Origin of the sequence: Maricaulis sp. (assembly GCF_048270265.1) — a bacterium.
GTDB lineage: Bacteria > Pseudomonadota > Alphaproteobacteria > Caulobacterales > Maricaulaceae > Maricaulis.
The window spans coordinates 65705-85662 of record NZ_JBLWTD010000004.1 but is presented as its reverse complement, the minus strand read 5'-3'; the positions used below and the strand labels follow the sequence as shown (position 1 = coordinate 85662).

20 protein-coding genes are annotated in these 19958 nt (G+C 64.6%); 16 read left to right on the top strand and 4 right to left on the bottom strand.

Annotation, left to right across the window (positions count from 1 at the left end; genetic code table 11):
- Positions 1 to 36 precede the first annotated feature (36 nt).
- The 3 genes from ACN0YF_RS03380 to ACN0YF_RS03370 are packed head-to-tail and all read left to right on the top strand — an operon-like array spanning position 37 to position 3603.
- On the top strand, positions 37 to 1731 hold the full coding sequence (locus tag ACN0YF_RS03380; protein ID WP_417493348.1) for a tetratricopeptide repeat protein: 1695 nt from the start codon (positions 37 to 39) through the stop codon (positions 1729 to 1731).
- Positions 1728 to 2600 carry a 4-(cytidine 5'-diphospho)-2-C-methyl-D-erythritol kinase gene (locus tag ACN0YF_RS03375; RefSeq protein WP_417493347.1) on the top strand — a complete coding sequence of 291 codons (873 nt, stop codon included), beginning with the start codon at positions 1728 to 1730 and terminating at the stop codon, positions 2598 to 2600. The genes ACN0YF_RS03380 and ACN0YF_RS03375 overlap by 4 nt, the downstream gene beginning before the upstream one ends.
- On the top strand, positions 2593 to 3603 hold the full coding sequence (locus tag ACN0YF_RS03370; protein ID WP_417493346.1) for a hypothetical protein: 1011 nt from the start codon (positions 2593 to 2595) through the stop codon (positions 3601 to 3603). The genes ACN0YF_RS03375 and ACN0YF_RS03370 overlap by 8 nt, the downstream gene beginning before the upstream one ends.
- Positions 3604 to 3621: 18 nt before the next feature.
- Here ACN0YF_RS03370 and ACN0YF_RS03365 read toward each other — a convergent pair whose 3' ends face one another.
- The gene (locus ACN0YF_RS03365; RefSeq protein ID WP_417482816.1) at positions 3622 to 4617 is read right to left on the bottom strand and encodes a polyprenyl synthetase family protein; all 996 of its coding nucleotides are present in this window, start codon (positions 4615 to 4617) and stop codon (positions 3622 to 3624) included.
- 145 nt (positions 4618 to 4762) lie between these two features.
- On the opposite strand from ACN0YF_RS03365, the gene ACN0YF_RS03360 reads away from it, so the two are divergent.
- The 13 genes from ACN0YF_RS03360 (at position 4763) to ACN0YF_RS03300 (ending at position 18116) form a co-directional block, all read left to right on the top strand.
- A complete protein-coding gene (locus ACN0YF_RS03360) occupies positions 4763 to 4978 on the top strand; it encodes a DUF2007 domain-containing protein (RefSeq protein ID WP_417493345.1) in 216 nt (71 codons plus the stop codon).
- On the top strand, positions 4975 to 5712 hold the full coding sequence (locus tag ACN0YF_RS03355) for a tRNA1(Val) (adenine(37)-N6)-methyltransferase (RefSeq protein ID WP_417493344.1): 738 nt from the start codon (positions 4975 to 4977) through the stop codon (positions 5710 to 5712). The genes ACN0YF_RS03360 and ACN0YF_RS03355 overlap by 4 nt, the downstream gene beginning before the upstream one ends.
- Before the next feature lie 121 nt (positions 5713 to 5833).
- Positions 5834 to 6721 (top strand): glycine--tRNA ligase subunit alpha, encoded by an 888-nt coding sequence (locus tag ACN0YF_RS03350; protein WP_417493343.1) that lies wholly within the window; start codon positions 5834 to 5836, stop codon positions 6719 to 6721.
- Entirely contained in the window at positions 6721 to 7179 is a 459-nt protein-coding gene (locus tag ACN0YF_RS03345; RefSeq protein WP_417482813.1) for a GFA family protein, read from the top strand. The genes ACN0YF_RS03350 and ACN0YF_RS03345 overlap by 1 nt, the downstream gene beginning before the upstream one ends.
- Positions 7179 to 8411 (top strand): sodium/glutamate symporter, encoded by a 1233-nt coding sequence (gltS, locus tag ACN0YF_RS03340; protein ID WP_417493342.1) that lies wholly within the window; start codon positions 7179 to 7181, stop codon positions 8409 to 8411. The genes ACN0YF_RS03345 and gltS overlap by 1 nt, the downstream gene beginning before the upstream one ends.
- Before the next feature lie 21 nt (positions 8412 to 8432).
- Positions 8433 to 10634 carry a glycine--tRNA ligase subunit beta gene (gene glyS / locus ACN0YF_RS03335; RefSeq protein WP_417493341.1) on the top strand — a complete coding sequence of 734 codons (2202 nt, stop codon included), beginning with the start codon at positions 8433 to 8435 and terminating at the stop codon, positions 10632 to 10634.
- 28 nt (positions 10635 to 10662) lie between these two features.
- Complete coding sequence (gene ppdK, locus ACN0YF_RS03330) at positions 10663 to 13338, top strand: pyruvate, phosphate dikinase (RefSeq protein ID WP_417482810.1); 2676 nt, start codon at positions 10663 to 10665, stop codon at positions 13336 to 13338.
- 200 nt (positions 13339 to 13538) lie between these two features.
- Entirely contained in the window at positions 13539 to 14306 is a 768-nt protein-coding gene (locus ACN0YF_RS03325) for a cell wall hydrolase (protein ID WP_417482809.1), read from the top strand.
- 159 nt (positions 14307 to 14465) lie between these two features.
- Positions 14466 to 15347 carry a hypothetical protein gene (locus ACN0YF_RS03320; RefSeq protein ID WP_417493340.1) on the top strand — a complete coding sequence of 294 codons (882 nt, stop codon included), beginning with the start codon at positions 14466 to 14468 and terminating at the stop codon, positions 15345 to 15347.
- Between the two features lie 365 nt (positions 15348 to 15712).
- The gene (locus ACN0YF_RS03315; protein WP_417482807.1) at positions 15713 to 16225 is read left to right on the top strand and encodes a curlin-associated protein; all 513 of its coding nucleotides are present in this window, start codon (positions 15713 to 15715) and stop codon (positions 16223 to 16225) included.
- A 97-nt stretch (positions 16226 to 16322) separates the two neighbouring features.
- Positions 16323 to 16712, top strand: a complete 390-nt coding sequence (gene csgH / locus ACN0YF_RS03310; RefSeq protein WP_417482806.1) for a curli-like amyloid fiber formation chaperone CsgH — start codon at positions 16323 to 16325, stop codon at positions 16710 to 16712.
- Positions 16713 to 16843: 131 nt separating this feature from the next.
- Positions 16844 to 17356, top strand: a complete 513-nt coding sequence (locus ACN0YF_RS03305; protein WP_417493339.1) for a DUF1993 family protein — start codon at positions 16844 to 16846, stop codon at positions 17354 to 17356.
- A 124-nt stretch (positions 17357 to 17480) separates the two neighbouring features.
- Positions 17481 to 18116, top strand: a complete 636-nt coding sequence (locus tag ACN0YF_RS03300; protein ID WP_417482804.1) for an LON peptidase substrate-binding domain-containing protein — start codon at positions 17481 to 17483, stop codon at positions 18114 to 18116.
- Between the two features lie 3 nt (positions 18117 to 18119).
- Here ACN0YF_RS03300 and ACN0YF_RS03295 read toward each other — a convergent pair whose 3' ends face one another.
- The 3 genes from ACN0YF_RS03295 to ACN0YF_RS03285 all read right to left on the bottom strand — a co-directional run bounded on the left by ACN0YF_RS03295 (position 18120) and on the right by ACN0YF_RS03285 (position 19875).
- Positions 18120 to 18506 carry a hypothetical protein gene (locus tag ACN0YF_RS03295; RefSeq protein ID WP_417493337.1) on the bottom strand — a complete coding sequence of 129 codons (387 nt, stop codon included), beginning with the start codon at positions 18504 to 18506 and terminating at the stop codon, positions 18120 to 18122.
- 209 nt (positions 18507 to 18715) lie between these two features.
- Positions 18716 to 19285, bottom strand: a complete 570-nt coding sequence (locus ACN0YF_RS03290) for a terminase gpP N-terminus-related DNA-binding protein (RefSeq protein WP_417493336.1) — start codon at positions 19283 to 19285, stop codon at positions 18716 to 18718.
- 146 nt (positions 19286 to 19431) lie between these two features.
- On the bottom strand, positions 19432 to 19875 hold the full coding sequence (locus tag ACN0YF_RS03285) for a hypothetical protein (RefSeq protein WP_417493335.1): 444 nt from the start codon (positions 19873 to 19875) through the stop codon (positions 19432 to 19434).
- Positions 19876 to 19958 lie beyond the last annotated feature (83 nt).

The window sequence follows — 19958 nt, the reverse complement described above, 5'->3', positions numbered from 1 at the left end:
CTTGCACGCAGGCCCCCGGAGAGCGAGCATGACGCCATGATCAAGATCCTGCGCGTCCTGCCCCTTTTCCTTGCCGTTTTCATGACGGCGTCCTGTGCGACCACCATGCCGGAGGATGAGGCGACCGCCTACGGCGCCTTCCTGGCTGCGCGCCATGCAGGCGTGAACCGCGATGCGCAGGTGGCGGCCGATTTCTATGCCGAAGCGCTGCGCCTGATGCCCGGCGATGCGATCCTGACCGATCGTGCTTTCATCACCGGGATCCTGGCCGGCGAGATGGACCGCGCTGTCCAGCTGGCCACTGCCAGCACCGCCTCGGGTGATCCGAGCCGTCTGGCCAGCCTCTATCTGGCAGCCGACCAGATCCATGCGCGCCGCTATGCGCAGGCGCTCGATACCCTGCACAACGCACCGGACTACGGGCCGTTCAATACTTTCCTGGCCCAGATCTGGTCGGAGTGGGCCCTGCTCGGCGGCGGCGCTGTCGACGAGGCGCTGGCCGGTGCCGAAGACCTCACCGCGCCCGGCTTCCTCTCGCCGTTCATCCCCATTCACCGCGCCATGCTGTTCGACGCTGCCAATCGGGTCGAGGAGGCGGACGGAGCCTATCAGGCGGCAGTGTTCTCCTCGCCCTTCCCGCGTATGGCCACCGAGCTCTATGGCAATTTCCTCGAGCGCCAGCGGCGCCGGGACGATGCGGCGGCGCTGTATAATGCCTATCTTGAAGGTGATCCTCTGGATGCCAGCATGCGCGCGGCGCTCGAACAGGTCACCGCCGGCCGCCGGCCACCGGCACGTCCGAGCATTGCGCAATTCGCCGCCCGTTCGGCCTTCGGTCCGGCCGCCAGCCTCGCGGCCCAGGCCGATATGGACATGTCGGTCATCTATCTGCGCATGCTGCAACGCCTAGATCCGGCCGATGCATCGATACGGATCATGCTGGGTGAAACCCTGCAGCGCATCAACCTGCCCGAGCTGGCCCTGGTGGAATATGCCGCCGTACCGGAAGGCCCCTTCAAAACCTCCTCGGAAATCGACCGGATCTGGCTGATGGCGCGGCTCGGCAATATCGAGCCGGCGACCCTGGCCGCGCAGCAGCTTTCAAACCGTACCGGCGATACCGAGCCGCGGCTTATCCTGGCCGATCTGTTGCGGGTGCAGGGCCGCTGTGACGAAGCCGTCGACCTCTATCACAGCGTGATCATCGACCGGCACGCTGCCGGCCAGCCGGATGACTGGCGCCACTATTATTTCCGCGCCGCCTGTCTCTACGATGGCGCAGACTGGACCGAAGCCGAGGCAGCCTATCTGGAAGCGCTGGAAGTGGCGCCGCGGGAGCCGCAAATCCTCAATGACCTCGGGTATTTGTGGATCGATCACGGGGTCAATATCTCGCGCGCCTTCGAGATGGTCTCCCAGGCGGCTGAGCTGGAACCGGAGCAGGGCAATATCGTCGACAGTCTCGGCTGGGCCCATTATCGCCTTGGCCATTACGACGCCGCCGTCGCCGAGCTGGAGCGGGCCGCAGCCCTGGATCCGGGCAATGCCACCATCAACTACCATCTCGGCGATGCCTATTGGCAGGTCGGGCGCCGGCTCGAAGCCGGTTTCCAGTGGCGCCGGACGCTCGATCTGGACCCGGACGATGCAGAGCGGGCCGGAATTGAGCTGCGCCTGGAATCGGGTGTTCCCGCCGCCGAGTCCATTCCGATCGAGGTCGATACGCCGTGACGGGCAGCGAGATCGTTGAACGCGCCAGCGCCAAGGTCAACCTGACCCTGCGGGTCGGGCGCGCGCGCGAGGACGGATATCATCCGCTCGACAGCCTGGTGGTCTTTGCCGACTGGGGCGACACGATCACCGTCCGACCCGCCGCCGGACTGACCTTGACCCTGTCGGGGGAGGCGTCGCGGGCACTCGCCGGTGAGGGCAATAATCTGGTGCTCCGCGCTGCGCGGGCATTGCAGCATGCCGCCGGCATCAGGGCTGGCGCGGCCATCCACCTGGAAAAGCGGATCCCGGTCTCGGCCGGACTGGGCGGCGGGTCCGCCGATGCGGCGGCAACGCTGCGCGCGCTGAACCGCTTGTGGCAGCTCGACTTGCCGGTCGAGGAGCTGGCGCATCTGGCCTGCGATCTCGGCGCCGACATTCCGGCCTGCCTGTATTCCCGCCCGCTGCGGATGCGCGGGATTGGTGACTGGATCGAATTGCTGGGTGAGTTTGCGCCGCTCTTCGGGGTTATCGTCAATGCCGGAATACCTGTCTCGACCGCCGAAGTGTTCAGGCGATTTGATGCCGGCGCGCCTGCGAAGCTGACAGAATCGGCGCCGGATCTGCAGAACCTGCCGGCCTGGCTCGCGGCCGAACCGAATGACCTAGAGCCGGCGGCGCTTTCGGTCGCGCCGGAGATCGCGCGGACGCTGGAAGTACTGGCGGCGGCGGGCCAGCCGGGCCTGGTGCGCATGTCGGGCTCCGGCGCCAGTTGTTTTGCGCTCTACACCAGCCTCGACGCTTCCCGGCAGGCCGCCGCGATGCTGGCCGCGGCCCTGCCGGACTGGACGGTGGTGCCGGTGCAATTGGGAGCGGGCAGCGATGATTGATCTCTGGCCCCCGGTCGCCGCCTTTGTCACCGCCTTGCTGATCGGCTGGGTGATGCGGCGCGCCGCCATCATCGACCGTCCCAATCAGCGTTCCAATCATGACAAGCCGACGCCGCGCGGCGGCGGGCTCGGGATTGTCGCCGGCTTCTTCATCGCCCTGGTGCTGTTGCCCGAACAGCCCCCGGCGAGCGCCGCGATGCTGGCCGGACTGGCCGTGTGCGGCGGCATCGCCGCTGCCACCGGTTTGCTCGATGACCTTTTCACCCTGTCGGAAACGCTCAAATTCATCCTGCTGATGGCGCTCAGCCTTGCCCTGGCGGCGATGGCCGGACCCGTAACCCATCTCGGTGTCGCGCTGCCCTGGATCATCGGTCTGCTGGGGTCTGGCCTGTGGGTCTTTACCACCGCCAATGCGGTCAATTTCATGGACGGGTCTGACGGGCTGATCGCTGCCTGCCTGATCCCTGCCTGTCTGGTTCTCGGCTTGACCGGCGGCGGTGATGTCGCACCGGCCAGCCTGGCCCTGGCGGCGGCGCTGGCCGGTTTCGCCGTCTGGAATGCCCCCTTGTTGCGCGCCCGCGGGACATTGTTTGCCGGCGATGCCGGAGCGCTGGGGGCTTCGGTCCTGTTTGCGGGTCTGGCCCTGCGCTGGGCGGCGACCGGGTCAGACGGAACAGTCTGGCTGGCTGCGCTGCTGATCCTGCCCCTGCTGGGCGATGTCCTGCTGACGATGGCGGCACGTGCCAGGGCCGGCCGGCGCCTGTTCGCGCCGCATCGGGCCCATGCCTACCAATTGCTGATCCGGCTCGGGATGAGCCATCGCCGCGTCGCCCTTGTCTGGGCCGGGCTGAGCCTGGCCTGTGGCACGCTGGCGCTGATCGGCGCTGCCGGACCGGCGGGGCTGAAATCTGCGGTGTTCCTGATCGGCGTTGCCGGCTTCACCCTGTTCCATCGCACCGTCCGCAAACGCGCGGCGGCGGCGGGCGAGGACATCACGCAATAGCGTCCTGTCTTGCCGGGTCTAGTGGACGCGCTCGACCACGAAACCGGCCAGGGCTTCGAGCGCCTGGCGCCATTCATTGGCCGGGAAGATCGACAGGGCCTCGCGGGCCTTGTCGGCACGGGCACGGGCAGCGTCAACGGTGGCCTCGATGGCCTTGTGTTCGCGCATATAGCCCAGTGCGGTCTCGAAATCGCCATCGCGCTGATCAAGCTGGCCGATGACCCGGTCCCAGAAGGCGCGCTGTTCCTCGTCGGCGGAGAGGATGCACAGGGCGACCGGCAGGGTGACCTTGCCCTCGCGGAAATCATCACCGACCGATTTGCCCAGCTTGGCTGCGGCGCCGTCATAATCCAGCGCGTCATCGACCAGCTGGAAGGCGAGGCCAAGTTCGCGGCCATAGGCCTCAAGCGCCTTCTCCTCGACAATCGGACGCGCCGCGACAATGCCGGCCACCTGAGCTGCGGCAGAGAAGAGGGCGGCGGTCTTGGCGTCGATAATCTCGAGATAGGTCTCGACTGAAACGCCGGTATCCTTGACGGCGGCCAGCTGGCGCACTTCGCCCTCGGCAATCGTCGAGGCTGCAGCAGAAAGCACCCCGAGGGCCTTCATCGAACCGGCCTCCACCATCAGGGAGAATGAGCGCGCAAACAGGAAGTCGCCGACCAGTACGCTGGAGGCGTTGCCCCAGACCAGATTGGCAGCGGCCTTGCCGCGCCGCATGCCGCTTTCATCGACGACATCGTCGTGCAGCAGGGTCGCGGTGTGAATGAATTCAACAGCGGCAGCGAGCTTGACCGGGGCCTCGTCGCGGCAGCCGATCATGTTGGCCGCGGCAATCGTGATCATCGGGCGCACGCGTTTGCCGCCAGCCTCGATCAGATAGCGCGCCAGCTCGGGGATCAATGTCACATGGCTCTGCAGCCGATCGAGGATCAACGCATCGACCCGCCTCATATCGTCAAAGGCAAGCGTGGCGAGGCGCTCGGCGGCGTTGAGCTCTGCCGGTTCGGGCATGGGAGCCGTCGCTTTCACTCTCACTATGCTGTCCACGCGGGGGTTTCCCTTGAAGCCTGTAGAAACGTGGTGACAATAGAAATCCCCGTCATGTCCGGCAAGCGGCCATAACGGTGGCAATTCAGCACAGGAGTTGGTGCCCCGCATGAAAGAGGTCCTGAGAACGAATGATCCGGTCCGATTATCCTACGCCCAGAGCCTGTTGAACGATGCCGGCATCGAGGGCCTGGTGCTCGATGAAGGCATGTCGACGCTCTATGGCGGCGGGCTGCCTTTCATCAAGCGGCGCCTCATGGTGGCCGATGAGGATGAGGCGAGGGCCCTGCGCCTGCTGGCGGAAGACCTGCCGGAGGAAGAATGAGCGACACCACGCTCGACCATCTGCTCGACGGCAAGGTGCAATTGCGCCAGTCGGCGCGTGGCTATCGCGCCGGCATGGATGCCGTCCTGCTCGCTGCCAGCCTGGCGGCCAGGCCGGGCGAGCTGCTGGTGGAGTTCGGGTGTGGCCCCGGTGCCGCATTGCTGTGCGCCGCTCAGCGCATGCCCTCCAGCAGTTTTCTCGGCATAGAGATTGATCCGCAGGCGGTCGAACTGGCGGCGGAGAATATTGCCGCCAACGGACTCGGCGAACGGGTGAGGGTGCGCGAGGGTGATATCGCGGCCTCGCTCGGCCCCTTGAAGGCCCATCAGGTTTTTTTCAATCCGCCCTATTTTGATGACCCGGCCGCGCTGCGCTTGCCGAAGGCAGAGAAACAACGCGCCTGGCTGGCTGGCGAGGCCCCGCTGCCGGACTGGATCGCAGCCGCTGTCCGCGTCCTGGAGCCGAAGGGGCGCCTGACCCTGATCCACCGCGCCGATGCGTTGGGCGATATCCTGGCGGCTCTCGGCCCGCGCTTCGGCTCGGTGATGATCCGGCCGGTGCATCCGCGCGCCGAACGTCCGGCCAAGCGCGTGCTGGTGACAGCTCGGCTCGGCGGCAAGGCTCCGCTGGTGATCCTGCCACCGCTGGTGCTGCATGATGATGGCGAAGCGGCACATACCGCCGAGGCCGATGCGATCATGCGAGGGCAGGCCCTGATTGCGATGGATGTGTGAGCCCGGGGCGCCCGATGTTGCAGCGCAAAAAGATCAGGTGTCACCGGCTTGATTACAGCGCCGCGCTTGCCTAGTGTCCGCGCCAATTCAAGCCGACATTCGATCTGACGGGAAAATTGCCATGGCCGCCGACAAAGCGCCGTCCTTCCAGGACCTCATCCTGCGCCTGCAGCATTATTGGGCCAGCCATGGCTGCGCCATTCTCCAGCCCTATGATGTCGAGGTCGGTGCCGGCACGCTGCACCCGGCCACGACGCTGCGCTCGCTGGGCCCGCGTCCGTGGAAGGCCGCCTATGTCCAGCCTTCGCGCCGTCCCGGCGATGGCCGCTATGGTGAAAACCCCAATCGGCTGCAGCATTATTACCAGTTCCAGGTCCTTCTGAAGCCCTGTCCGGACAATCTGCAGGAACTGTATCTCGGCTCGCTCGATGCGATCGGGATTGATCGCGATCTGCATGATGTCCGCTTTGTCGAAGATGATTGGGAAAACCCGACCGTTGGTGCCTGGGGGCTGGGCTGGGAAGTCTGGTGTGACGGGATGGAAGTCAGCCAGTTTACCTATTTCCAGCAGGTCGGAGGACAGGATGTCGATCTCGTTTCCGGCGAGCTGACCTACGGGCTGGAGCGCCTGGCGATGTATGTCCAGGGCGTCGACAATGTCTACGACCTCGACTTCAACGGCGCCGGGCTGAGCTATGGCGACATCTTCCAGGAAGCCGAACGGCAATTCTCCGCCTTCAATTTCGAACATGCCGATGTTGACATGCTCACCCGCTGGTTCGAGGACGCAGCCAATCAGTGCAAGGCGCTGCTGGCGCTGGACAAGCCGCTGCCGCTGCCAGCCTATGATTTCTGTCTCAAGGCCTCTCACCTGTTCAACCTGGTCGATGCGCGCGGCGCCATCTCGGTCGCCGAGCGCGCCAGCTGGATCGCCCGTGTGCGCGAACTGGCCAAGGGCTGTGCCGATGCCTGGGTGGCGAGCGAGCGCGCTGTGCTGGAGCCAGCCTGATGAAGCTCCCTCTGCGCGGCGGTTGTCAGTGCGGCGCCATCCGCTTTGAGATCACCAAACAGCCGATGACGCTGTATTGCTGCCATTGCATCGCCTGCCAGCAGCAATCCTCCAGCGCTTTTGGCATGTCGATGCTGGTCGAGCGCGACGGATTTCGTTTTCTCAAGGGTGCGCCGGCGGCGTTCGAGATCGAAACCAAGAGCAAGGCTGCCAAGATGGGGCTGTTCTGCGATGCCTGTGGTACGCGGATTGCCCATGACAGCAAGGGCAAGCCGGCCCTGTCGCTGAAGGCCGGCACGCTGGATGACCGGGCCCGCTTGCAGCCGGTCGGCCACATCTGGGTGCGCCGCGCCCAGGACTGGGTCAGCTTCCGCGATGACGATCTGATCTATGAAGATGCGCCTGATGACGGCTATTTCGCGCTGATGGAGCGCTGGGCCGCACAAGAGCACGCCTGATGCCTGGTCCGGGCCTGTTGGCGGACATAACGAATATCCCGGAATTCGAGACGTTCACCCTGGCGATGATCGTCTATTTTGGCGGTGTCGCCATCACGCGGCGTGTCAGCCTCCTGCGTGAATTCAATATTCCCGAACCCGTCGTTGGCGGGCTTGGCCTCGCCCTGGTCCTGCTGGTCCTGCATCTCGGCTTCGGGATGGATATCAGCTTCGGCACCGAGACCCGCGATCTGCTTCTGGTCTATTTCTTCACCTCGATCGGCATCAATTCGCGCTTCAGGGATCTGCTCGCGGGTGGCCGCCCGCTGGCGATGCTGCTCGGGCTGACTCTGCTTTTCATGATCGTGCAGGACGTGGTCGGCGTGGCCGGCGCGCGCCTGTTTGGTCTGCCTTCGGGGACTGGCGTTCTCGTGGGCACAGCCTCGCTGATCGGCGGGCATGGCACAGTGATCGCCTGGGCGCCGGAGATCGCGCGGCTCAATTCCACCTCCGGCATGATGGAGCTGGGCGTGGCCAATGCGACGCTGGGGCTGATCGTCGCAGCCTTTCTTGGCGGACCGATCGCCCGCTTCCTGATCTCGCGTGACCATCTCGGACCGAGCCATGAGGACCGGCGCGAAGGCCCGATCGTCGGTCTCTCCCACGATCCCAACATGGTCGAGGAAGTGTCCCAGACCTCGATGATGGCCTCGCTTCTGGTGCTCAATATCGCGGTGATTATCGGCTTCGTCATTCATGGCCGCATCCAGGAGGCGGGGGTGAACCTGCCGCTCTTCGTGCCCTGCCTGATGGTCGGGATCGTGATGTCGAACACCGTGCCACACATCTTTCCCGGCTGGCGCTGGCCAGCGCGGACGCGGGCCCTGGCGCTGCTGTCGGACTATTCGCTGTCGATTTTCCTGACCATCTCGCTGATGAGCCTGCAATTGTGGACCTTGTCCGGGCTCGGGGTTGCCCTGCTGCTGATACTGGCGGTGCAGGCACTGGTCGCGGTGGTCTTCATCATCTTCATTCTCTTCCCGCTGATGGGGCGTGATTATAACGCCGCGGTGCTGTCCGCAGGCTTCGCCGGATTCGTCCTCGGGGCGACGCCGACGGCGATTGCGAACATGACCGCAGTGCGCAAGCGCTATGGACCCGCGCCGCTCCCCTTTATAATCCTTCCTATTGTTGCTGCTTTCTTTGTGGATCTGGCCAATGTCGGCCTGATTCATGTCTTCTCCCAATTCTGACAAAGGCCTTATCCTCTGCCCATGTCCGAGCTTCTGTTTGAAATCTTCTGCGAAGAAATCCCCGCCCGCATGCAAGCGCGTGCCGAGGCCGATCTGGCACGCCTGCTGGGCGACCGTCTGAAGGCTGCCGGCCTGGGCTGGGAGACGCTGACCACATTCGCCGGTCCGCGCCGCCTCGGCCTCGCCATCACCGGCCTTCCGGTCAAGACCGAGGATGTGCGCGAGGAGCGCAAGGGCCCGCGCACCGATGCGCCGGAAAAGGCCGTGGCCGGTTTCCTGCGCGGCGCCGGGCTGGACAGCCTGGACGGCTGCGAGAAGCGCGACGACAAGAAGGGCCAGTTCTGGGTCGCGATCATCGAGAAGCCGGGCCGCGCGACGGTGGATGTGGTCGCCGAGGCCATTCCGGCCGTGATGAAGGAATTCCCCTGGCCCAAGTCGATGAAGTTCGGCGAGGGCGAGAAGCTGCAGCGCTGGGTGCGCCCGGTGCATCGCCTGCTCTGCCTGTTCGATGGTGCCGTGGTGCCATTTGAAGTGTTCGGCATTGCCGCCTCGAACATCACCGAAGGCCATCGCCGTCACGGGCCGGGCCCGTTCGAGATCCGCGATTTCGCGCACTACACCAAGGTGCTGCGCGAAGAGGGCCATGTCGTGCAGCAGCGCGAGGAACGCGAGGCGATCATTCTCGAGGGCGCGCGCAAGGTCTGCCGCGAGGCGGGTCTGGAACTGGTCGAGGATGCCGGCCTGCTGCATGAAGTGGCCGGCCTGGCCGAATGGCCGGTGCCGCTGCTGGGCCAGATGGACCCGGATTTCCTCGATCTGCCGCCCGAAGTCATCACCCTGACGATGAAGACGCACCAGAAATACTTCGCCGTACGCAAGCCGGGCGAAGAGGGCCTGGCCGCCAATTTCGTCGTGGTCGCCAACCAGGCCGCCCCCGATGACGGCAAGGCGATCGCCGCGGGCAATGCGCGGGTGCTCTCGGCACGGCTGAGTGATGCGCGGCATTTCTGGGACAATGACCGCAAGCAACCCCTGTCCGGCCGCGTCGCCGAGCTGAACAAGATCACCTTCCACGACAAGCTCGGTTCGGTTGCCGCCAAGGTCGAACGTGTTGCTGCCCTGGCGCGCGATATCGCGCCGATCGTCAGCGCCGACCCCAAGCTGGCCGACCGCGCCGCCCGTCTGGCCAAGGCCGATCTGGTCTCGGAGATGGTCTATGAATTCCCCGAACTGCAGGGCGCGATGGGTCGTTACTACGCCCTGCAACAGGGTGAGGATGCCGCGGTCGCCGATGCGATCAAGGATCACTACAAGCCGCAGGGCCCGGCCGACAGCCTGCCGCTGGCACCGGTCTCCGCTGCTGTCGCGCTGGCCGACAAGCTCGATACGCTGGTGAGTTTCTGGGCCATCAACGAGAAGCCGACCGGCTCGAAGGATCCCTTCGCCCTGCGCCGTGCGGCGCTGGGGGTGATCCGGATCGTCCTCGAGGGCGGGTTCCGCTTTTCCACGCTCAAGGCCATCGCGCGCCAGTATCAGCGCGTCGACAATGCGCTGACCCATGCCGATATCCAGGCCAAGCGCGACGCGGTGATGGAGGCCCAGGCCACACTTGGCCAGCCGCTCGTGGCGCTGCGCCGCACGTCCAATGTCAATCCGCTGGCCGAATACAAGGAGCGCATCCGGGTCGGAACGCTCTCCCTGTTCGATTTCTTCGCTGATCGCCTCAAGGTGCATTTGCGCGATGAAGGCGTGCGCCATGATGTCATCGATGCCGTCTTCGCCCTGGGCGATGACGATCTCTATCGTGTGACCGGGCGCGCCCGTGCGCTGCAGGCCTTCCTCGATACCGATGAGGGCGCGGCCCTGCTGGCCGGTTTCAATCGCGCCGCGAATATTCTCAAGGCTGAGGAAAAGAAGGATGGCGAAGCCTTCAAGGGCGCGCCGACCGATGCCTATCTGGCCTCGCCGCCGGAAGCGCCGGAGCGCGATCTGATCGCCGCCCTGGCTGCCGCGCGGGTTTCGGCCGGTGCGGCCCTGCGCAGCGAGGACTTCACCGCCGCCATGGCGGCACTGGCGATGCTTCGCGCGCCAATCGACGCATTTTTCGAGACTGTGACGGTGAATGCGGATGACCCCGTGTTGCGCCGCAACAGACTCCTTTTATTGTCCGATATCCGCACGGCGATTTGTGCCGTGGCCGATTTCAATCGGATCGATGGTTGATGACGATGCTTGAACAGGGATTGAAGTCATGACTGCAGGCAATAAGTGGGTTTACGCGTTCGGTGCCGGCTATTCGGAGGGCGAGGCAGGGATGCGGGAGCTCCTGGGTGGGAAGGGCGCCAATCTGGCGGAAATGGCGACGCTTGGCCTGCCGGTGCCGCCGGGCTTCACCCTGACGACCCAGGTCTGCACGGCCTTCTACGAAAACAAGCGCCAATATCCGGCCGATCTCAATGAACAGGTCGAAACCGCCCTGTCCAAGCTGGAGGCGACCGCCGGCAAGGTGCTGGGCGATCCGGCCAATCCACTGCTGGTCTCGGTCCGCTCGGGCGCGCGCGCCTCGATGCCGGGCATGATGGATACCGTGCTCAATCTCGGCCTCAATGACGAAACCGCTGCCGGCCTGGCCGAATTGTCGGGTGATCGCCGCTTTGCCTATGACAGCTATCGCCGCTTCATCCAGATGTATTCCGACGTGGTTCTGGGCCTCGATCACGCGATCTTCGAAGACATTCTCGACGGCTTCAAGGACGAGAACGACTATTCCCTCGACACCGATCTGAGTGCCGATGACTGGGAAGAAATCGTTGCCCGCTACAAGAAGGCTGCGGCCGACGCGCTGGGCCGGCCTTTCCCGACCGATCCGCGCGAACAGCTCTGGGGTGCCATCGGCGCCGTCTTCATGAGCTGGATGACCGAGCGCGCCAAAACCTATCGCCGCCTGCACGACATTCCCGCCAGCTGGGGCACCGCCGTCAATATCCAGGCAATGGTGTTCGGCAATATGGGCGAGACCTCGGCCACCGGCGTTGCCTTCACGCGCGACCCCTCGACCGGCGATAGCGGCTATTACGGCGAGTTTCTCGTCAATGCCCAGGGCGAGGATGTCGTTGCCGGCATCCGCACGCCGCAATGCCTGACCGAGGCGATGCGCGAACGCATGGGCGACCATTCGCCCTCGATGGAAGCGGCGATGCCACAGAGCTATGCCGAGCTGTCGGCGGCCTTCGACAAGCTGGAGCGCCATTATCGCGACATGCAGGATATCGAGTTCACGGTCGAACGCGGCCGGCTCTGGATGCTGCAGACCCGTACCGGCAAGCGCACCGCCAAGGCGGCCCTGCGCATCGCCACAGATATGGCCCAGGAAGGCCTGATCACCGAAGAAGAAGCGGTGATGCGGATCGATCCATCCCATCTCGACCAGTTGCTGCACCCGACGCTTGATCCCGATGCCGAGCGCGATGTGCTGACCACCGGCCTGCCGGCTTCGCCAGGCGCTGCGACAGGTCGTGTCGTGTTCGACTCCGATGAGGCGGAAGAGCGCGCCAAATCGGGCGAGAAGGTCATTCTCGTGCGCATCGAGACCTCGCCGGAAGATATTCACGGCATGCACGCCGCCGAGGGCATCATCACCGCACGCGGTGGCATGACCAGCCACGCCGCCGTGGTGGCGCGCGGCATGGGGCGTCCCTGCGTCTCCGGTGCCGGCCAGATGAAGATCGATTACGCCAAGAAACTGTTCATGGTGGGCCGCCGCGTCATCCAGGACGGCGAGATGGTGACGATCGACGGCTCCAACGGCCAGGTCCTCTATGGCGAAGCCAAGATGATCAAGCCGGAACTGACCGGCGAATTCGCCATCCTGATGGCCTGGGCCGACAAGACCCGCCGCATGAAAGTGCGCACCAATGCGGAAACGCCGCAGGACTGCCAGACCGCAGTCGAGTTTGGTGCCGAGGGCATCGGCCTGTGCCGCACCGAGCATATGTTCTTCGATGGCGAGCGTATTGCCGCCGTGCGTGAAATGATCCTGTCCAACGACCAGGATGGCCGGGTCACCGCGCTCGACAAGATCCTGCCGATGCAGCGCGATGATTTCGCCAAGATATTCCGCATCATGGGCGAACTGCCCTGCACGATCCGCCTGCTCGATCCGCCGCTGCATGAATTCCTGCCGCACACGGAAGAGGACGTGATGGACGTCGCCCGGGCTACCGGCCTGCCGGCGGACCAGTTGATGGCGCGTGCCCGCGATCTGGCCGAGAGCAATCCGATGCTCGGCCATCGTGGTTGCCGCCTCGGCATCACCTTCCCGGAAATCTACGAAATGCAGGCACGGGCCATCTTCGAGGCCCAGGTGGCTGTGGAGAAGGAGACCGGTTTCCAGCCGCTCGCCGAAGTGATGATCCCGCTGGTCGCCACCGCCGCCGAACTCTCCATCCTCAAAGCCCGTGTTGCCGGCGTCGCCCAGGCCGTGGCCGAGGAGACCGGTGCCAAGCCGAAATACATGATCGGCACGATGATCGAATTGCCGCGCGCCTGCCTGATGGCTGGCGATATCGCCAAGGACGCCGAATTCTTCTCCTTCGGCACCAATGATCTGACGCAGACCACATTCGGCCTGTCGCGTGATGACGCCGGCAAATTCCTCGGCGACTATCTCGAGGCCGGGATTTTCGAGAAGGATCCCTTCATCACGCTCGATCGTGACGGGGTTGGCGATCTGGTGCGTATCGCCGTGGAACGCGGCCGCGCGACCCGCCCCGAATTGAAACTCGGCATTTGCGGCGAGCATGGCGGTGATCCGGCATCGATCGATTTCTGTGAAGAAGTCGGGCTCGATTATGTGTCCTGTTCGCCCTATCGCGTGCCGATTGCGCGTCTGGCGGCGGCGCAGGCGAATTTGCGGCGTCGAGCATAAGCTATTGAAGTTGGGCGTTGAAATGGCTCTTCTCTTGTTTGCGGAGAGTCATTTCTTATTTGTAATCGTGGCGCGTGCTTGACCAGTTGAGCCTGTTCTCATAGAGAGGCGCGCTCGATTTCGAGCAGGGCCGCGTTAGTTTGTGCGTGGTATATTGATTGCATCGCCTTGATTCGAACGGGGCAAAAACAGGAGTGCGGATGAGTTCCGAAGCAGCACGCCGACAGCAAGAGCAGGTCGCGACCGCCTTTTATACGGTGGTGTTCGTGGTGCTGTGCCTGCTGACCGTGCTGGCGCTCAACACCGCATCCGGACGGGCCCGCGAGCAGGACGAGACCGTCATCTGGCAATCGCTGGCCATGCGTTATCTGCAAGAGGGCGATGTCGAAGCCAGCTGGGATGCTCCGCGCACCCTGCAGATCGCCGCACTTTCGCTTGAGGCTGATCCGCTGCAGGGCGCCGTCCTGACCGAGCGCCCGATCACTGACCTTCAGACCTTCGACAGCTCCCACTTCAATATGGCGGCCGATTTCACCGCTGAGTTGAACTGCCTGTCGCAGGCGATCTATTACGAATCACGCAGCGAGGCTTTTGTCGGCCAGCTTGCCGTCGCCCAGGTGATCATGAACCGCGTGCGCCACCCAGCCTACCCGGACACGATTTGCGGCGTCGTTTATCAGGGTTCCGAGCGCAGTACGGGCTGCCAGTTCTCCTTTACCTGTGACGGCTCCACCATGCGCACGCCGCGGGGCCGCGCCTGGCGCCGCTCCGAACTGGTTGCCCAGCACGCCTTCATGGGCTTTGGTCGCGACGTCACTCGCCGCGCCACGCATTATCACACTGTCGCTGTTGATCCTCACTGGAGCAATACGCTGGTGCGGACCCGCCGGATCGGGACCCATATCTTCTACCGTTTCCCGACCAGCCGTGAACGTTCGGCCGGTGTCGTGGCCGGTCGCGACGCCTGATCGCACGCCATTGCCTGAAGCAAGCAAGGCCCCGGTTCCCTCCGGGGCCTTTTTGTATCCGGCTGGCGCGGGCCGGGCGCCGGGCATTGGTTATTAAGAAATAGCTGGAAGACTGCAAGGGTCCGGGAACGCTTTCCGATTCCCGGTTTCGGGGTGGGTATGGGCGCGACAGACACTTCAACGACACCGCGGCGGCTCTGGCTGTGCATGGCCGACAGTCCGCGCATGCGCAATCTGTCGCGCGCGCTGGCCGAAGGCATGGGAGTGACCGTGTATCTGGGCCCCACGATCGTGCCCGATGGTCCGATTGCGGTCATGCTGGCCGATGACGCCAATGCTGCGCGGGTGCAAACAGCACGGCAGCATGCAGCGCCGCACCAGAAAGTGGTGCTGGTGACCGGCGGTGCAAGCCAGGCGGTCGCCGCCGATCTGCGCCTGCCTCACGATATTGATACCGGGAGCCTGGGCACAGCCATCGAAGGCCTGTTCGCCTTCCGGGAGCATGAACTGTCGCCAGGATCGGCGCTTGGAGCGGCGAAGACGCTGCAGAACGCCGCCTTCAGCGTGCAGACCCTGGGGCAGGCCCGCCAGCTCGCGGGCTTCCTTGGATCAGCCATGCCGCGCGCCTGCGAAAGGGCCGTCGGCCTCTACGTCCTGCTGGCGAACGCGATCGAACTGGGCAATCTCGGGTTCTCCGTCGCCGAGAAGGCGCAGGGACTTGCGACAGGCACGTGGGATCGCAAGCTGGCGAAACGACTGTCGGAACCAAGCTATGCCTCGAGACGGGCCCAGGTCGAATTCCAGCGCGGCGAACGCATGATCTCCATCCTGATCCAGGATGACGGTGATGGAATCACGACCGGCCCCGAAGGGCAGGGGGATACGCTGCGTTCAGACTATCGGGCCCGCAGCACGCAAGTGCTCAAGGCGCTGGGCTTTGCCGAGCTGACCTGGCTGGGCGGAGGCAGCACGCTGTCCGCCAGCATCGTGCTTGAGCCGGCCGGCAAGCCCGCTGCAGCCCGGGCCCCCGCCGTCTCCTGAGGACGCTCAGGCGGCCCGAGTCGCCGAGATTATTCATACAAGCCGGTCAGCAAGCGCGTGTTCTGCTCGGACCGCAGGCCATAACTGATACTTTTTTCGCGTCCAGAACGGGCATCCAGGCCATTCATCACACCCCGGCGCGCGCGGCGAGTCCGTACCCGGAAACGTGAAATTGTGAGCCCTGGCAGGAAGTTTGTCGCCGACGGATAGCGCGCTCACGCCCCGATCCAGCCGTTTGACAGCTGCGGTTCATCCACCTGTCGGCTTTCTGAATACAGGCCTCAGGATCGGCTCATCCGGCTTCACATAGAACAGCATCAGTCTTCGATGCATCGGGCGTCGGGCAATCAAAATGGAGTGAAGCCATGAAAATCCGTCTTTTCCTCGCCAGCGCCCTCGTCGCTGTTTCTGTTCTCGGCACGGTCGGTGCTGCTGAAGCCCAGTCGCGTAATCGCGTCGCCATCAGCCAGCAAGGCTATAACAACGACATCGCTGGCCGCCAGAACGGTACGCGTCAGTCGATGGTGATCAATCAGCGCGGCGACCGCCAGTATGTCACGGTCATCCAGGACGGCGCCCGCAACGGCACCACGGTTGGCCAGACGGGGCGCTACAATGAAGCCCATGTCGACCAGTTCGGCCGCAGCAATGACGCGGTGATCGGTCAGCAAGGCCGCAACAACTACGGCACCAGCGTTCAGACCGGCAATCGCAACCTCTCTGGCATCGCCCAGATCGGTCGCAACAACACCGCGACGATGGACCAGTATGGTTACAACAACGCCGCGGGCATCATCCAGGTCGGCAATGGCCAGAACGCCCACGTCAACCAGACCGGAAGCGGCAATGTGACCCTGGTCATCCAGGGCGAGCACTAACCCCCGGTGCCGGTTCGGGGAGGGCTTCTAGCCCTCCCCACACGGCCCTTGCGGGCTTTCGTATTCCCAGTCACGCGCAGTTGAGAAGGAGACTGTCATGAGCATGAACATACTAGCTGCAAATCTGGCGGCGCTCGCGGGCGCAACCCTGCTGGCGCTCCAGCCCGGTGAGCCGGAGGCCCTGGTCCAGCCGGCTGACAACGCCGCCGGATCGGCCTGCCATATTGAACTGGCCGACACGCCCGACGGGCTGCTTGTGACGGCCTGGAGCCAGGGCGAGGCGGGAGGCAATTACCGCATGGTCGTGACCCAGCGCATGGGCGGTGGCGGTTTCGATATTGTCCAGGAGGGCGATGTGCCCGCCAACGGAACAGGCGATGCGCTGCTCTCCGACATCCTGCTCGACACCGAGGCTGATTTCACTGCCCGGCTCTCGACCTGGGACGCCAATGGCGAGCCATTGTGCAACTGGAATGAGCGGGTTTGACCCCGTCCGGCCATCACGGCGAACCCGTGGTGGCCGTCCTGCAGTTTTCCATAACAGGTATTCACCCTGACCCCTCTGGCCCTTTGGCCCGAACATCGCCATCTCTTGGCCTTCAACCAAGGGGAATACCGATGTCCATTTCACTGTCTGCCATTGCCAGGACCCAGCTCGACCAGACCTATCGTGCCCTGGATGGCATCCTTGCCAAGGCCGCCGAACACGCGGCCGGGCACAAGGTCGATGAAGCGATCTATCTCGACTGGCGCCTGACGCCGGACATGTTCGCACTCAAGCGCCAGGTTCAGCTGGTCAGCGATTTCTCCGTCCGTGGTCTGTCGCGCCTGGCCGGTCAGGAACCGGCCTCCCTCCCCGATACGGAAACCTCCTTTGCAGACCTGCGCGCCCGCCTCGCGGCCGCCCGCGCCGCCATCTGGGCCTTGCCCGTTGCGGCCATCGATGCGGATCCGATGGGCGAGATCAGCTTTCCCGCCGGCCCCGGCAAGGAAATGACCCTGCCACGCCAGGCCTATGTGCAGAATTTCATGCTCGCCAACGTGCTGTTCCACGCCTCGATGGTCTACGCGATCCTGCGCAGTATCGGGGTTCCCGTCGGCAAGCGCGACTTCCTCGCCGTTCCCGGCTGACCGGCCCGGCCCGCCATCCCTTCATCAGAGCAGATGCAGGGATGGCGGGGCCATGGCACCGGCCGGGCGCAGAAGACGGCATGCCCGGCCTTGCACCCCGCGTGCGCGCACCTATCTAGAATCCATGACCGATACACGCACACTGCCCGCCTCACTGCCGCTCTTCCCGCTCGCCGGCTGTATTCTTCTGCCTGGAGAATTGCTGCCGCTGAACGTGTTCGAGCCGCGCTATCTCAACATGATCGATGATGCCCGCCGCGAGGGCGGCCATATCGGCATCATCCAGCCCGTCACCGAACCTGCCGATGGTGAGCCTTCGCTGCGCCGGATCGGCACGGCCGGGCGCATCAAGTCCTTTGTGGAGACCCGCGATGGCCGCTATCTGGTGACGCTGGACGGTGTCAGCCGGTTCGAGCTGGCGGCCGAAGCCGATGTTGCGACGCCCTACCGGATCGGCCGGGTCGATTACAGGCCCTTCCTGCAGGACCTGGCGCCGCGCCCACCGCTGGACGGTGACCGGGGACGCTTGTTGCGGCTGCTGCAGATCTGGTTCGGCGACGCGCAGATCCAGACCGACTGGCCGACCCTGGAAACCATGCCCTTCGAGGCCCTGGTTGACCGGCTGGCCATGCTGGCACCCTTGCCGCCACAGGCGCGGCAGGACTTGCTGGAAGCGCCTGACAGCGCGGCGCGGCTGGCCCTGATCGAAAGCCTGGTCGCCGGGCTGATCGCCAGCAGCGCCGGCGGCACACTGCAATAGGTCTCAGGCCGGCTGACGCATCATGTCCAGCCAGGCGAGCGCTTTCTCGCGGGATCGGAAACCCCGTGCCACCCCGTCCATCTTTTCGATCGCCCGCACCGCGGCGCGGACCTGGTCCTGCTGGTCCGAGCGTCCGATAAAGGCGAGCGGAATGCCGCGGCACTGGCGGCCGATATAGCGGATGCGGGATTCCAGCTCGACGGATGTGAAGCGAAAATCGGCGGAGCGAATATCGAAGGACGCGATCTCGATGGACTCGCTGCGCAACAGGCTGTTGAAGGCCCGTTCGCCATCACTGCCCGTCTGGGACACACGCGTGCCTTCGCTCCGCATTTCCAGCAGACCGTCCTTGATACGTATCTCGAACTCGCTGGTCGAATATGTGCGCAAGCCGGCATGTCCCCATTCTTGGTTTACAAGATCGGGCTGCTATGCAGGTAAAGTTTGCAGAAAATGGGGCCAAAAGGCGATTTTTTGCCTTTCTTGAGCCTAATTTGGGTTCAGTTTTATTCATCGCTGAAAAATATGACGAAATTCGTCCTGCTCTGCCCGCGGCCGGTGTCGCAGGCGCCGTGCCGGGCGGCCTGGGCGGGGCAGGACTAGAGCCGCCGGATGCGGACATGGGGCGCCTCGCGCCGGCGTGGCGGCGCTGGCGGCTCCGGTTCGGGGGCTGGCTCTCGTTGCGCGTCCGCCTCGGTGGGCGGCGTGTAGGCCTGCCGCCCGGGGGCATCGTCGCGGAAGAGTCGTGAGCGAAGTTCCTTGCGCAACAGCTCCACTTCCTCCGGAGACAGACGGACCGGTTTCGGGTGCAGCGCCGCCTCGGCCGCCTCAATCCGCTGGGCCTGTTCGGCGAGCAGGAATAATTGCCGCGCCAGCCTCGCCGCCCGCTCCGAGCGCGCCATCTGCCCGCGTGCGCCGTCGAGTGCCGCCCGTCTCAGCACCGCCTGCGCCGCTTCCAGCACACTCGGCTGTTCGGCATCTTCATCGGCCGGGATGTCGTCCGGCACAGCATCCGGTTCCGGTTCGGCCGGGACCGGCCCCACCGGTGCCGCCGCCGGCATCAGATCCTCCTGCCGCCACTGCCCCCGCGCTGCCCATTGATACAGTGTCGGCGTCGGCACCCCGACCGCCCGCGAAATCTCCGCCATCCGATACCCCTCAGCGCGCATGGACCGCGCCCGGGCTTCCAGGCGTGCAACAAGTTCAGGTGATCTGCGAATTCCAGCCATGCGGGGATTATAGGCTGGACGCGGAGGGGGAGGATAAGTTGGGGGGTGGTGGCGCCGTTTGCCCGGCCAGCTTGGCCCGGCGGCCTTCAGTCAGGCGGGACAGGATTGAGGAGCAGGCTGACGACCTCAGCCACCGGCACGGTGAAAATCCCGCCCTCGTCATCGAGCCATATCTGGTAGCCCGTCGCAAAATGGGCGTCGAGGGGCTGTCCGGTTTCCACGAGTGTGTCTAGCGAGGCGACAAGCACGCTCTGTTCGAAGGGCAGATGCGACGCCGTTGTGAGCACGCTCTCCCCGTCCGGGTTTTGCATCTGAACACCGGTCAGGGAGATGTGGACGACAATATCCGATTTTCCGAAGGGCTCGATCCGGGCAATCAGGGCCCGCAATTCGGGATTGGGCGCATTGTGCACCGTCCAGACCTGTCCGACCTCCAGGCCTGGATTCCCGGCCCGGGCCGGACTATTGGCCGCCAACGCCGTGAGTGCCATGAGACCGATCGCCCATGCCCTGATGCCCCAACGCTTCATAGCTCACCCCCGCCACGTCCAGATGGCCAGCTTGAACGGAAAACCGGAGCTTGGCGAGAGGCGAGGCGCAATCTGGACAGGCT